Here is a 14,090-nt window from a genome sequence, read left to right as displayed (position 1 = left end):
TGATTATAGTTTTCGCTAGCGAACAAATTTTTAACACCGTTAAGGTTTGGACGCAATTTAAGCATTGATTTATGAGTTAATAACTTGATCCCGCTTGCAAAGCCAACCGTTTTTGTGGGACAAACGGTGTTAGAATACGCGCAAAGTAAAGCAGCCGAATAAGTGGAAATCACCATGACTGAATTAAAAAATGATCGTTATCTGCGTGCTCTGCTCAAGCAGCCAGTCGATTACACCCCTGTATGGATGATGCGCCAAGCTGGCCGTTATCTTCCTGAATACCGTGCCACTCGCGCTCAAGCGGGTGATTTTATGGCGTTGTGCAAGAATGCAGAGTTGGCTTCTGAAGTCACACTCCAGCCGCTGCGCCGTTTTCCGCTCGATGCCGCGATTCTATTCTCTGATATTTTGACTATCCCTGATGCCATGGGGTTGGGGCTACGTTTTGCAGCTGGTGAAGGTCCAGTGTTTGATCGCCCGATCACCTGCAAAGCGGATGTCGATAAGATTGGCATTCCCGATCCAGAAGGTGAATTGCAGTATGTGATGAACGCGGTGCGTCAAATTCGCAAAGATCTGCAAGGTGAAGTGCCGCTGATTGGTTTCTCTGGCAGCCCATGGACTCTCGCCACGTATATGGTTGAAGGTGGCAGCTCAAAAGCCTTTACCAAAATCAAAAAGATGATGTACAGCGAGCCTGCGGTGCTGCATGCGCTGTTGGATAAATTGGCTGATAGCGTGATTACTTACCTCAATGCCCAAATCAAAGCGGGTGCTCAGGCGGTAATGGTGTTTGATACTTGGGGGGGCGTATTAACTCCACGTGACTACCAGCTCTTCTCCTTACAGTACATGCACAAGATTGTGGATGGCTTGATTCGTGAAAACGAAGGCCGCCGTGTTCCGGTCACACTGTTTACTAAAAATGGTGGCATGTGGCTGGAGCAGATCGCCGCGACAGGCTGTGATGCCGTGGGTTTGGACTGGACGATCAATATCGCTGACGCCAAAGCACGCGTGGGAGATAAAGTGGCACTGCAAGGCAACATGGATCCTTCCATTCTGTATGCTCCTGCCCCACGAATTCGCGAAGAAGTAGCGAGTATTTTGGCGGGTTTCGGCCAAGGTGATACAGGGCATGTGTTTAACTTAGGTCACGGTATTCATCTTGATGTTCCGCCTGAAAATGCCGGTGTATTTGTTGAAGCGGTGCATGAGCTTTCTAAGCCTTACCACCAAAAATAATTTGTTAAAGCGTCTGCAGGTCAGACGCTTTTCACATCTTGAGCCCAACTGTTTTATACTTCGGTAATCCAGACAGATAGATAAAGCGAATCATGATGAAAACCAAGGATCGCATCGTGCATGCTGCGCTTGAGCTGTTTAATCAGCAAGGTGAACGCAATATCACGACTAACCACATCGCTGCTCACATTGAGATTAGCCCGGGTAATTTGTATTACCACTTTCGCAATAAGCAGGAGATTGTGCGCGATATATTCGGCCTTTACTCTGCAGAGTTGATTGAGCGTTTTACCCCATTACAGGGGAAATATGAAAGCCTCTCTCTACTCAAGCATTATCTAGATTCTATTTTCACACTGATGTGGAAATACCGCTTTTTCTATGCCAATTTGCCAGAAATTTTGCAGCGTGATGAAGAGTTACACGATGACTATATTCAGGTGCAAGAACGGTTACAGACTAATTTGATTGATATCGTACGCAATTTTGTGAGTTTGCAACTGCTGGATTTAAATGAAGATGAGATGCCGATATTGGTTCGCACGCTGCATCTGATTGCTTCCAGTTGGCTTGGTTATCAATCAGCGATGTCGCATAAGACTCAAGTGACCGAGGAGGTGATTCATCAAGGCATGTTGCAAATGATCTCAGTCGTCAAACCTTGTGCTACTAAAGCCGGCCGTGAACAACTTCAACTGCTTGAAGAGGGTGTGCGAGCCATGCATGCCTGAGCATGAGTTATAACCAATCTGTCTTGGGCATGAGGTTGATAACTTGATAGTTTTCTGGTCATTCCAATGCAGAAAGGAAGACGTACGTGGATTATGATGTGTTTAATGGGGATGCCGATGGCATCCTTTCTCTTGTGCAATGGCGTCTAGCGCATCCTAAATCTACTCAGCTAGTCACGGGCGTTAAGCGCGATATTGCCTTACTCGATCGACTGACGGTAATGGCTGGTGATGAGCTGGTGGTATTGGATATCTCCATGGCTAAAAATCAGCTTGGCTTGCAGCGAGCTTTGCAAGCGGGAGCCCATGTATTTTATGCCGACCATCATCAGCCCGGTGACATTCCTACCCATTCTGCACTGCAAGCACATATTTATACCGATGCTAATGTTTGTACCGCGCTGATTATTGATCGACTACTGAAAGGGCGTTTTCGTGACTGGGCGATAACGGCTGCGTTTGGCGATAACTTACACCGTGTTGCACAAACTCTGGCTGAAGAAGCGGGATTCGATGCCGTACAAACCGCAGAGCTTTGTGAATTAGGAACGCTGATAAACTACAACGGCTACGGACGTGAGGTGTCTGAACTGCATTTTGCGCCCGATGCACTTTATCAAACCTTATTGGCTTATGGCACGCCATGGGCTGTGCTGGCCGATCTTAACTCGCCTTTCTACCAATTACGCAGCGCTTATCAGCAAGATTTTGCTTTTGCCCTTGATCAACCGGCTTATTATCAGAGTCCAAGCTTAATGGTGGTGATATTGCCTGATTGTGCAGCGGCGCAGCGAGTCAGTGGCGCATTCGCCAATCATCTTGCCAATCAGGATGTGCAACGTGCGCATTTGATTGTGACGTATGCGGATGTTCAACACTACACGCTCTCTTTACGTGCACCATTGAGTGATAAACGAGGCGCGGGAGCTTTGTGTTCCCAGTTTCCTTCCGGTGGTGGCCGTGAATCTGCGGGTGGCATCAACCATCTACCCCAAGCTTTATTGGATGAAGTTATCCAAGTTGTGGAACGATTTTACGCTCGTTAGCGTTGTAACCACTGCGAGGGGTTTTCCGCACGGCTATTGCGGCGAATCTCAAAATAGAGGGCAGGACGCGCTTGGCCTCCGGTATCACCGGCAAGGGCAATGGTTTCACCGGCGATGACTTTATCGCCCTCTTTTTTGAGTAGAGTTTGGTTAAAACCATACAGTGTCATATCACCTTTGCCGTGGTCGAGGAGCACAACCAAGCCATAACCACGCAGGTACTCGGCAAACACGATCGTGCCCGGATAAACCGCTTTGACCTCTTGGCCGTAATTGGCATCAATGACCAAACCTTTCCAATCGATCTGCCCAGTTTGGCGTTCACCGAAGTTATGTAGCACACGACCTTTCAGCGGCCAAGGCAGTTTACCGCGTTGACTCGCAATGCCATTCATCAGTACCGCATTACGTTTGGCGGCTTTGGCAATTTCTGCTTTGAGGCGAGTTTCGTTGCGTTGCAATTCGGCAAGGTACACTTTGTCGCCAGAAATGCTGCTCTCGATTTTCTTCACCGTTTGTTTACGCTCAGTTTGCGTTTTGGCGAGCTTGTCTCGCTGTTGGGTCTGCTCTGCCAGTAATTTTTCAATTTGTTCACGCTCTGCTTGCCTTTGCTGCTGGTTGGCATGCAGATCAGAGCGTGTTTTTTCTAACGCTTCGATGGCTTGCGCACGGCTTTTTGCCAAATGTTGATAGTACTGGCTGATGCGATCTTCATCGGCGCTGCGATGAAAAAACTGGCCATTCGTCAATGAGCGTTGCGTAAGGTAATAGGTTTGTAGCAGGCGCTCTAGTTTTTCAGCTTGCTGCTGTTTCTGCGTTTCCAGTGCTTGAATGTTGCTATTAAGCTGAGCAATGTTGCGATTGGCATTCTCTAGATCATTTTTGGTTTTCGTGATCTGATTTTCGATGCTGTTGATGCCAAGCTCTTGTTGCTTAAGTGACTGCTGTAGTTGATCGAGTGATTTTTGTTGTTCCGCCAAAGATTGTTGTTGGCGAGAAATTTCACTTTTTACTCCAGTCAGTTCCTGCTGCGTTGCGGCTCCAAGGTGAGGTACAACCATAAGTACAACCATAAATAGCAGGCAAGCCAACAGACGACTGGTCAGGGTTTTACCTCGAAAGTCACTGAAAATCGCATGCGGCGCAGTAGGTGTCATTGAGTTTGATCTGGAGTTAGTGGATTGAAAAGGGTGATTCAGTATACCCAAAGCTTGGCAGGTGGCGAGCCTGTGATGTCAAAAGTTTGCAATTCTCATCGCACGCAATGGGAAAAAGGTACAAAAAAGCCCTGAGTATTCAGGGCTTTCATCATTGAGGCTGCTTAGCTGTACAGCACTTGGCCTGACATGTCTGCTGGAATTTCCAGATCAGATAGCGCCAACATAGTTGGTGCCAGATCAGACAGTTTACCGTTGTCTTTCAGGCTGATCGCTTTGTTCCCGACATAAATGAGCGGTACTGGCAGGCTAGTGTGCGCAGTGTGTACACCACCTGTTTCAGGGTCGATCATCATTTCCGCGTTACCGTGGTCAGCCGTGATCAGCAGTTGACCATCCACTTCTTTGATGGCTTCAACCACACGGCCGATACATTCATCGACTGCTTCACACGCTTTCACTGCAGCATCGTAAACGCCAGTGTGACCAACCATGTCGCCGTTTGGATAGTTACAGATGATCGCATCGTATTTACCTGATTTAATCGCTGCAACCAACTTGTCAGTCAGCTCTTTAGAGCTCATTTCTGGTTGTAGGTCATAGGTTGCTACTTTTGGTGAAGCAACCAGCTGACGCTCTTCGCCAGGGAATTCATTTTCAACGCCGCCGTTGAAGAAGAAAGTTACGTGCGCGTATTTCTCAGTTTCAGAGATGCGTAGCTGAGTTTTACCCGCTTTTGATAGCCACTCACCGTATGTGTTTTCCAGTGACGCTGGACCAAACGCACACTTCAGTGGGATGTCTGCTGCGTATTGAGTCAGCATCACAAAATCAAGCGCTGGGAATGCTTTACGGCTAAAGCCTGCGAAATCCGGTACGAAAGTACGGGTGATTTGACGCGCGCGGTCAGCACGATAGTTCATGAACAACAGTGCATCGCCATCTTGCATCGCGGCAGACTCTTGACCCGCTGCGCGGATTTCGGTCGCTTTCACGAACTCATCGTTTTCTTCACGAGCGTAAGCCGCTTGCAGTGCTTCAACGGCAGAGTCACAAGTAAACTCGCCTTGTGCCAGAGTCAGCAGGTCATAGGCTTTTTCAACGCGATCCCAGTTGTTGTCACGATCCATTGCGTAGTAACGACCCACGATAGAAGCGATACGACCTTTGCCCAGTTTGGCAAACAGATCTTGGAAGCGTTTCAGTGATGCTTCTGCGCTACGTGGTGGTGTGTCACGACCGTCAAGGAAGCAGTGCAGGTAGATTTTTTCTGCTCCACGTGCGGCTGCCATTTCTACTGCTGCGTAGATGTGATCTTCGTGTGAGTGAACGCCACCTGGAGACATTAGACCCATTAGGTGAACCGCTTTGCCAGCAGCAACCGCTTTATCAATCGCAGCAACCAGAATTTCGTTTTGTTGGAATTCACCATCCATGATCGCTTTGGTAATGCGAGTCAGGTCTTGGTAAACAATGCGGCCTGCACCGATGTTGGTGTGACCCACTTCTGAGTTACCCATTTGACCATCAGGTAGACCTACGTCCATACCAGAAGCAGAAATCAGAGTGTGAGGGTTATTCGCCATTAGGCTATCCATCACAGGTGTACGCGCATTGTTGATCGCGTTATTTGCGTTGTCTTCGCGGTAACCCCAACCATCTAGGATCACCAGAGCCATTGGCTTCTTAGCTGACATAGTTCTAACCTCGTCAAAATCAAAATAACTGAAACATAAAATTAGCGTAATTTTACTACAATCTAGACGCTTTGCATCCGGTTAAGATCAATGATTCTCTCTATCAATGCAAGTAAATGTAGCCTATTGATCAAAATCGGTTTTAAGACACCAATAAGCTAGTACCTGCTACGGCAACGATAGCCCCTAACCAAGCATAGCGGTTTGGGCACTGTTTGGTGTACAGCCAAAGTAGTGGCAGCAGCATAATCGGCGTGGTGGAAGAAAGTAGGGCGACCATACCGACATTCCCCTCACGCAGAGCGTAGAGGATTAGCGTCATGCCGACGGCCATGGCAATAAAACCATTGAGCGCGGTGACCAGAAAGATGTTTAGCGTAATGCTTTGGGTTGGGCGAGCAATGCGCGCGCCCGTTAAGCGCAGTAAAGAGTGAGCCGCAAAGGCGGTGATCATTCGCATCGCAGAGGCAGCAACGGGATCGATCTCCGTTTGCATCACCGGTTTGGCAATAATACCCCGAGGGCTTGGCATAAGGCGGCGGTTAATCCTAGCCCAATCCCAACCCAAACGCTGCCATTGATGCTATCCAAACTTGGCCCTGCTTGCCCGCGGCGACCAAAGAAAATTGCCATCAAAACGCCGCTAAACACCAAGGTTGAGCCGAATAGCTCTTGCTTGGTCATGCTTTCACTAAACAGGAAATAACCGAGCACGGCAGAAAACACCGCATGACAGGAGAAGAGTAAGCCGGACTGTCTTGGCCCCATGCGATTCAGGCAAGCAAAAAGCGCGGTATCACCGATGAAGATTCCAATAAACCCCGACAACATCATGGCTGGAATCGCACTGCTGTGTACGGTTAACCAACCTCCGCTGAAGAGAGCAATGGTGGTTAAGATGACGGAGGTACACCCCATACGCCAGCGACTGTAAGCAAAAGAGCCGAGGTGTCTCGCTGGTGTAATAGAAAGTAAACTGGCGATAGCCCAAAGACAGGCTGCGGCAAGTGCCAGCCATTCGTAACCCATTGCGTCATCCTTGCGGTTGGGAGTTGTGAGGGCACTCAATATGCCATTAAGCGATCAGGAAAACAAAACCAATTTCTGTGCGATTAGATGTCTCACACCTTGCCGTATCAAGAGTGACGACAAGGTGTGAAGGAGAGGTGGAAGAGGAAGTTTATCCGAGTAGGAACACCATCAGATAAACGATGCAAAGCCCAATCACCCCGATGACCAAACCAGTTTTGGCCATATCTTTGCTTTCGATAAGCCCCGTTGAGTAAGCGAGTGAGTTTGGCGGTGTCGAAACGGGCAAAATCATCCCCAGTGACGCGGAAAAAGCGACCACGACTAACAGCGCTTGTAAGCCACCGACCTGCTCAAGGCTACTCATCGAAGTACCAATCGCTGCGGCAATCGGCATGATCAAGTTGGCGGTGGCGGTGTTAGACATAAAGTTGGCCATCAGCCAGCACACCAGTGAAAGGGCAATCACAATCAACATAGGTGAGAGAGATTGATAGTCGATGGCGTGTGCTAACGCTTGGGCGAGTCCAGTCTGTTCAAGGCCGATGCCAATCGCGATCCCACCGGCAACTAACCAAAGCACATCCCAGTTGATCTGTTTCAGCTCTTCTTTGCCCATGATGCCAGTGAGGGTGAACACGGCAAGCGGAATAATCGCCACCACATAAGTGTTCATGCCGTGCCATGTGGTGGTCATCCACAGCAATATGGTTAAAGCAAACGTGATGTAGACCAGCATGGCACGCCAGCCGCGTTGAAATTCGCCTTTGAGTTTCAAGGTCATTGTGGCTTGTGAGGAAGGGAAAAGCTTCTGAAGTAAGAACCATGCAATCGTCAGTTGTACCAATACGAAAGGTAAGCCCATCATCATCCATGACAGAAAGTCGATGCTGTTTTCGCCCGTTAGATACTGTAGTGCGATGGCATTAGGTGGCGTGCCGATCGGTGTTGCGATACCCCCTGTGTTGGCCGCAATCGGAATACACAGCACCAGAGCTTTGATGCCTAAATCCCCTTTGGGGGCAGAGGCAACAATAGGGCCAAGCAGCGCCAACATCATCACGGTGGTCGCTGTGTTGGACATAAACATTGAGAAAACAGAGGTGATCAGCATTAACCCCAGCATGATGTACTTAGGTTGGTGGCCAAAAGGTTTGAGTAACACTCGTGCTAGGTTGTTATCCAATTCGTATTTAGATGCGGCGATGGCTAAGGCAAAACCACCCATAAACAAAATGATAATCGGAGAGGAAAAGGCACTGAAAATATCGGTGTATTTAAGGAGCTCGCCGAGCGGATGCTGAGGATCGGACACTCGAAAGCCATGCAAGCCTTTATCGGAGATCATGATCAGTTCTAGAGCGATGATCAGGATCGAAGTGGCGAAAACAGGAACAGGTTCCAACACCCACAGCAATGCAGCAAGAAGAAAAATGGCTAATAAACGGTGTTGTACCAAGGTGAGATCCTGAATCGGAATCGCATCAATTGGCATGAACAGCACGCCCAACGGCAGTAAAAAACAAATTAGGAGTTTGACGAGCAGACCTCGTTCCAGTTTTGGCATTGGCACTTCCTCTTCGCTGGATTGAAAGCCTAGAGTAAGCGATTGAAAAATAGGGGTCTTAGAAGGTGGTTAAACTTTTGTCTTTTGCAGTGGATAACAGTGCAGATGTGTGGCGAGCTTCAAAAGACAACATCCCAGCCGAAGCTGGGATGTTGAGTCTCATCTTCCTACTTGAAGCTGCAGTTGTGTTGGCTGCAACTCCAAGTCGTATATTAAGCTTGGTGTGCGTAGGGCTCGCCCATGCGGGTTGGCGCGCCCAGTGCCATGCTGTCATCAAAGCGGATGGCTTGTTTGGCAAACAGGTTGATCACAGTTGATCCCAGTTTAAAGCGACCCATCTCTTCGCCTTTTTTCAGAACCACAGCTTGGCTACCGTTTGCTGGGTAGTCCCAACGATAAACTGTGTTGCCACGCGGTGGAGTCACGGTGCCAGCCCAAATCAGTTCAATACTGCCGACAATTGTGGCGCCAACCAGCACTTGTGCCATTGGGCCAAATTCGGTATCGAAAATACACACCACACGCTCATTGCGGGCAAACAAGTTCGGTACATTTTCCGCTGTCAGAGGGTTTACCGAGAACAGGTCGCCCGGTACGTAGATCATTTGGCGCAACGTGCCATCACAAGGCATATGTACGCGGTGATAATCCCGTGGCGAGAGATATAGAGTGGCGAAATCGCCATCGCGGAATTCTTCCGCGAGCTTGGCATCACCACCGAGCAGCTCTTGGGCTGAGTATGTGTGGCCTTTCGCTTGAATCAGTTTACCGTCTTCAATCGCACCAAACTGGCTCACGCATGCATCGGCAGGATGAGTGATCACCTTTTCGCCCTCAGCGACAGGGCGCACGCCAGCTTTTAGCTCGCGCACAAAAAATTCATTAAACGTCTTGAAGTGAGTCGGATCAGAGTGCAGAGCCTCGTCCATATTGACGTTATATTGCTTGATGAACCAGCGGATGATGGCGGTGGTCAGGCTGCCTGCACGCGCAGACGCCAACTTGCCGACCAAACGGGTCAGGGCATGTTGTGGAATCCAATATTGCAGTCCAACTTTAATCTTATCCATGGTTTACATTCCAATACATTAGTGATGGGCGCGAGATGTTACTGAAAATCGCGCCTTCTGTCAGTAGATGCTCTAAACTTGCTAACAATTTGCTCTTACAGATCGGCTTTTTTACTGCGCGAATACTGTCGGTTAGCCTTGTTTTCCGTCATGCTTTGTACAATACGGTGGTAATTTTCGAAACGCTGAGCGCTGATTTCGCCTTTTTCAACCGCTTCACGCAGCAAGCATCCTGGGTCATCCCCATGTTTGCAATCACGGAATTTGCAGCCACCTAAATAAGGGCGAAACTCCACAAAAGCTTTAGTGACATCATCGGTCTCTAAATGCCATAAACCAAATTCACGCACTCCGGGAGAGTCAATCAAATCACCTCCACTTGGAATGTGATAAAGCCGTGCGGCGGTGGTGGTGTGTTGACCTAAGCCAGACGTTTCAGAAATCGCCCCTTCTTCCACATCTTCTTCCAATTCTGGAAGCAATGCATTGACCAAGCTGGATTTGCCAACACCCGATTGACCGACAAATACGTTGGTGCGATCGCGCAGTTTCACTTCAAGATCCGCAATCCCTTCACCGGTCTTTTTACTGACGTAGAGCACGTCATAGCCAATGGCGCGGTAATCATTTAACCATGTCGTGTATTGTTCGCGTAGTTCAGGGCTGAGCAGATCAATCTTGTTCAGCACGATGAGTGGAGCAATGCCCAAGGTTTCAGAAGCAATCAAGTAGCGATCAATAATATTCAGAGAGAGCTCGGGCAATACCGACGATACGATCACCATTTGATCCACGTTTGCCGCAACCGGTTTGAGGCCATCGTAATAATCAGGGCGTACTAATACTGAACTGCGCGTTTCTACCGCTTCTACCACACCAGATATTCCCGCGAGAGTTTCTGCTCCGGGGCGCCACAGCACTTTATCGCCAGAAACGAGGCTTTCTATGCCACGGCGCAGGTTGCAGCGATGAATTTCCCCCGTCGCTGGATCTTCAATATCGGCATGTTGACCAAAGCGGGTAATCACTAATCCCGGTTGCGCACTGCCGAGCAAGGCCTCATCCCAAACGATAGACTCTTCTTGTTTGAGTTTTTTATGTTGGTTATTTCTAACCCGGCGTACTTGACCGTGTGTAAGCTTTTTCTTTTTTGTCACAGTGTTCTACTTACTCTCTGCTAGATATAAGGCGTATCAAATCTCGATTTGATACGTATCCTGTCGATCTGAATTTGGGTATAGTACCTCTTTTGTGAATAAACCCCTATAGGCGCACCATTATGTCTTTCAGCGACCAGAATCTGATTTGGATTGATTTAGAGATGACGGGACTTGATCCTGAAACGCACAAAATCATTGAGATGGCGACCATTGTTACTGACAGTGAGTTAAATATTTTAGCCGAAGGCCCAGTGATTGCGATTCATCAACCCGAATCCGAACTCGCGAAAATGGATGAATGGTGTACCACAACACACACCGCAAGTGGCTTGGTGGCGCGTGTGCGTCAAAGCCAAGTGAGCGAAGAAGACGCGATAGATCAAACACTCGCGTTTTTGAAGCAGTGGGTACCGGAAGGCAAATCCCCGATTTGTGGCAACAGTATTGGTCAAGACCGACGTTTCCTTTACAAACATATGCCGCGTTTGGAATCTTACTTCCATTATCGTTATATCGATGTCAGTACCATCAAAGAGTTGACTCGCCGCTGGCAACCGGAAGTGCTGAAAGAGTTCAGTAAAACAGGTAGCCACCTTGCTTTGGATGATATTCGAGAGTCGATCGCCGAGCTTCAGTTCTATCGTAAGACGGTATTCAAGATTTAAAATGGTGCTTTCAAACGCTTGAAGAGCACAATAGTTCGACATCTTGCGTGCTTTTTCGGCAGGCGAAAAAAAAAAGAGTTTTTTTCACGAGAAGCTCTTGCATCGCAAGAAAATGCTCTTATAATTCGCAGCCCTAAACGACGTAAAACGTTGTTGATGCGACACTAGCTCAGTTGGTAGAGCGCAACCTTGCCAAGGTTGAGGTCACGAGTTCGAACCTCGTGTGTCGCTCCAGTTTCATAGCCCTTATCGTGCTTAACGATAACATACGGACGCGGGGTGGAGCAGCTTGGTAGCTCGTCGGGCTCATAACCCGAAGGTCGTCGGTTCAAATCCGGCCCCCGCAACCAAATCTTTCGTAGATGCAGTAGCGTCACGACAAATGCGACACTAGCTCAGTTGGTAGAGCGCAACCTTGCCAAGGTTGAGGTCACGAGTTCGAACCTCGTGTGTCGCTCCAGTTTCTTGCATACCACAGAAAACTGAAGAAAAGTTTTATTGCGCCTAGTGATAATACACGGACGCGGGATGGAGCAGCTTGGTAGCTCGTCGGGCTCATAACCCGAAGGTCGTTGGTTCAAATCCAGCTCCCGCAACCACATTTAAAGCTTTCACTGTGCTTAACAGTGACACAATACGGACGCGGGGTGGAGCAGCTTGGTAGCTCGTCGGGCTCATAACCCGAAGGTCGTCGGTTCAAATCCGGCCCCCGCAACCAATTTTAAAGCTCTCATTGTGCTTAACAGTGAAACAACATGGACGCGGGATGGAGCAGCTTGGTAGCTCGTCGGGCTCATAACCCGAAGGTCGTTGGTTCAAATCCAGCTCCCGCAACCAATTCTTTAAAAAAGAGAGACTGTGCTTATGCGCAGGTTTTTCTTTTTAGACTACTTAGCTATTTGCTAAGGCTCTTTCTATAATGCTGTGAAGCATCATCTCTTAGCGACTTTCTCATTGAACATTAGTTCAAATTTATCGCTATCACCGATATAAAATACAGATTTATAGCAACTAAGTGCTTATTGTTAAGGATAGGACTTTGCTTGCTTTGCCCACTTCATTAACAGACTTATCCACAAAAATCTTCTGTGGATAAAGTGGTTGATAAACTCTTAATCCTCATATTGCTTATTGACACATCAGAGGATCTTTGCTTGTTCTCACTTCTTTAAAAGAAAGATGGGATTCTTTAACTTATTGTTTTTAATTGTTTTTTAATTGATGCCAGAGAGTGGCTTATAGAACATTAAGATCATTACCATCCAAAAGCTTGATCCTAATCATTTACTGAGACTGTGATTAAGTTTTTTTCTAGATAGAAAACAGCGTCTGATTAAAAATGTTGTCCACACAGCGCAATTTGGGATGGGCATCAAACAATCTTTCCTCTGATTATGCAAGTTACTTTCTTATGCGTCTCGCGGTAGACCTTTCTCGATAATTCGAATAAGTCGTGTATGTTGACGTGATGGCTCTGACTTGTTGGTTTGTTCTGCTAAAGCCCAGTAAATATGTTCATCAAGCAGTTCGCTTTGCCCAAGGTGTTGCTGTAGGGTTTCAATAATACGCGGAGAGTAAGGTGCATTCCCCATCGCGATGATCAGATTGCGCCGCCACTGTTGATGGCCAATACGTCGAATCGCAGAACCTTCCATATTTTTTAGAAATGTTGTCTCATCCCACTCAAATAGGGTGACTAAGTCAGCATTGGTTAAGCTTTGCCGACGATGGAAATCACTCTGCTGAGTTAAAGGGGCAAAGCGATTCCAAGGGCAAACGAGTTGGCAATCATCACATCCGTAAATTCGGTTGCCCATGGCTGACCGAAATTCAAGAGGGATCACTCCATCAAATTCGATGGTCAGGTAGGAGATACACCGCCGTGCATCAACTACGCCTTCTGCCACAATGGCGTTGGTTGGGCAGCTTGTTATACAAGCCGTGCACTTACCACATTGATTTTCGCTAGGTTCATCAACCGGTAATGGAATATCCACCAGTAATTCACCAAGAAAGAACCAAGAGCCAGTCTCTTTATCTAAGATTAAAGAGTGTTTCCCCGTCCAACCTAGCCCTGCTTTCTGTGCTAATGGGCGCTCTAGAATAGGGGCTGAGTCGACAAAAGGACGGTAACCCAGTTCCCCCACTTCTTGTTCGATTTTTTCCCCGAGTTTTTTGAGCTGGTTTCGAACAAGCTTATGGTAATCACGCCCTAAAGCGTAACGGCTGATATAAGCTTGGTTGGGATCGCTTAAGTTGGAAGCAAACTGTGCTTGTGGTGGGAGATAGTTGATGCGAGCACTGATCACCCTAAGCGTTCCGGGTAATAGTTCTGCAGGGCGGGCGCGCATCATGCCGTGCCTTGCCATCCAATCCATTTCACCGTGGTAACCTGCGTCTAGCCAAGCCTGCAATGCTGGTTCATGTTCACTCAAATCGACGTCGCAAATCCCGACTTTTTCAAAGCCGAGTTCGATCGCCCATTGTTTGATCTGATTTGCGAGTAATTGATAGTCCATCAGGCGGTCTCACGGAAAGGGGCGAGGATCTTAGCGGATCTTCTTTTCTGCATCTAGCATTAATCACGGCGAGATCTTGCGGGATCATGGATATTTTTCGCTTTGTTAACAGAACAGCTCTTGTCTCTCAATTCCAACCCAGTTTACTATTCCTGTTCTTTTGATTTCTTTATAGTCAATAATGCCCTTGTCGAGAAAAGTGCA

General features: G+C 47.9%; 10 protein-coding genes, 6 tRNA genes and 1 pseudogene. 10 read left to right on the top strand and 7 right to left on the bottom strand.

What is annotated here, in order from left to right; translation table 11 throughout:
• The first annotated feature begins 174 nt into the window (after positions 1–174).
• From hemE to EPB59_RS11200, 3 genes are all read left to right on the top strand, one after another.
• On the top strand, positions 175–1,245 hold the full coding sequence (gene hemE, locus EPB59_RS11210; protein ID WP_195706991.1) for a uroporphyrinogen decarboxylase: 1,071 nt from the start codon (positions 175–177) through the stop codon (positions 1,243–1,245).
• 95 nt (positions 1,246–1,340) lie between these two features.
• Positions 1,341–1,976 carry a TetR/AcrR family transcriptional regulator gene (locus EPB59_RS11205; RefSeq protein WP_055052265.1) on the top strand — a complete coding sequence of 212 codons (636 nt, stop codon included), beginning with the start codon at positions 1,341–1,343 and terminating at the stop codon, positions 1,974–1,976.
• Positions 1,977–2,062: 86 nt separating this feature from the next.
• Positions 2,063–3,022 (top strand): DHH family phosphoesterase, encoded by a 960-nt coding sequence (locus EPB59_RS11200; protein WP_154172765.1) that lies wholly within the window; start codon positions 2,063–2,065, stop codon positions 3,020–3,022.
• Here the strand turns inward: EPB59_RS11200 and EPB59_RS11195 are convergent.
• From EPB59_RS11195 to rsgA, 6 genes and pseudogenes are all read right to left on the bottom strand, one after another.
• A complete protein-coding gene (locus EPB59_RS11195; RefSeq protein ID WP_154172763.1) occupies positions 3,019–4,179 on the bottom strand; it encodes a murein hydrolase activator EnvC family protein in 1,161 nt (386 codons plus the stop codon). The two genes, EPB59_RS11200 and EPB59_RS11195, sit on opposite strands and share 4 nt — an antisense overlap.
• A gap of 164 nt (positions 4,180–4,343) precedes the next feature.
• A complete protein-coding gene (gene gpmM, locus EPB59_RS11190; protein ID WP_154172761.1) occupies positions 4,344–5,876 on the bottom strand; it encodes a 2,3-bisphosphoglycerate-independent phosphoglycerate mutase in 1,533 nt (510 codons plus the stop codon).
• Positions 5,877–6,018: 142 nt separating this feature from the next.
• Positions 6,019–6,905, bottom strand: a pseudogene (locus EPB59_RS11185) (DMT family transporter).
• Between the two features lie 151 nt (positions 6,906–7,056).
• Entirely contained in the window at positions 7,057–8,472 is a 1,416-nt protein-coding gene (locus EPB59_RS11180; protein ID WP_154172759.1) for an SLC13 family permease, read from the bottom strand.
• Positions 8,473–8,684: 212 nt separating this feature from the next.
• The gene (gene asd / locus EPB59_RS11175; protein ID WP_154172757.1) at positions 8,685–9,542 is read right to left on the bottom strand and encodes an archaetidylserine decarboxylase; all 858 of its coding nucleotides are present in this window, start codon (positions 9,540–9,542) and stop codon (positions 8,685–8,687) included.
• Between the two features lie 95 nt (positions 9,543–9,637).
• The gene (gene rsgA / locus EPB59_RS11170) at positions 9,638–10,699 is read right to left on the bottom strand and encodes a small ribosomal subunit biogenesis GTPase RsgA (RefSeq protein ID WP_154172755.1); all 1,062 of its coding nucleotides are present in this window, start codon (positions 10,697–10,699) and stop codon (positions 9,638–9,640) included.
• Between the two features lie 122 nt (positions 10,700–10,821).
• Here rsgA and orn point away from each other — a divergent pair, with 122 nt between their 5' ends.
• The 7 genes from orn (at position 10,822) to EPB59_RS11135 (ending at position 12,204) form a co-directional block, all read left to right on the top strand.
• Positions 10,822–11,367 (top strand): oligoribonuclease, encoded by a 546-nt coding sequence (gene orn, locus EPB59_RS11165; RefSeq protein ID WP_148524284.1) that lies wholly within the window; start codon positions 10,822–10,824, stop codon positions 11,365–11,367.
• 158 nt (positions 11,368–11,525) lie between these two features.
• Positions 11,526–11,601: transfer RNA gene (locus EPB59_RS11160), tRNA-Gly, on the top strand.
• A gap of 39 nt (positions 11,602–11,640) precedes the next feature.
• Positions 11,641–11,717, top strand: a tRNA-Met gene (locus tag EPB59_RS11155).
• 34 nt (positions 11,718–11,751) lie between these two features.
• Positions 11,752–11,827, top strand: a tRNA-Gly gene (locus tag EPB59_RS11150).
• Between the two features lie 62 nt (positions 11,828–11,889).
• Positions 11,890–11,966, top strand: a tRNA-Met gene (locus EPB59_RS11145).
• Positions 11,967–12,008: 42 nt separating this feature from the next.
• Positions 12,009–12,085: transfer RNA gene (locus tag EPB59_RS11140), tRNA-Met, on the top strand.
• Between the two features lie 42 nt (positions 12,086–12,127).
• Positions 12,128–12,204, top strand: a tRNA-Met gene (locus EPB59_RS11135).
• Positions 12,205–12,776: 572 nt separating this feature from the next.
• Here EPB59_RS11135 and queG read toward each other — a convergent pair.
• The gene (gene queG, locus EPB59_RS11130; RefSeq protein ID WP_154172753.1) at positions 12,777–13,886 is read right to left on the bottom strand and encodes a tRNA epoxyqueuosine(34) reductase QueG; all 1,110 of its coding nucleotides are present in this window, start codon (positions 13,884–13,886) and stop codon (positions 12,777–12,779) included.
• Between the last annotated feature and the right edge of the window lie 204 nt (positions 13,887–14,090).

Origin of the sequence: Vibrio metoecus, from assembly GCF_009665255.1 — a bacterium.
In the GTDB taxonomy this organism is placed as follows: Bacteria; Pseudomonadota; Gammaproteobacteria; order Enterobacterales; family Vibrionaceae; genus Vibrio; species Vibrio metoecus_B.
The sequence above is the reverse complement of the archived record's forward strand: the minus strand, read 5'-3'. Positions and strand labels throughout refer to the sequence as shown.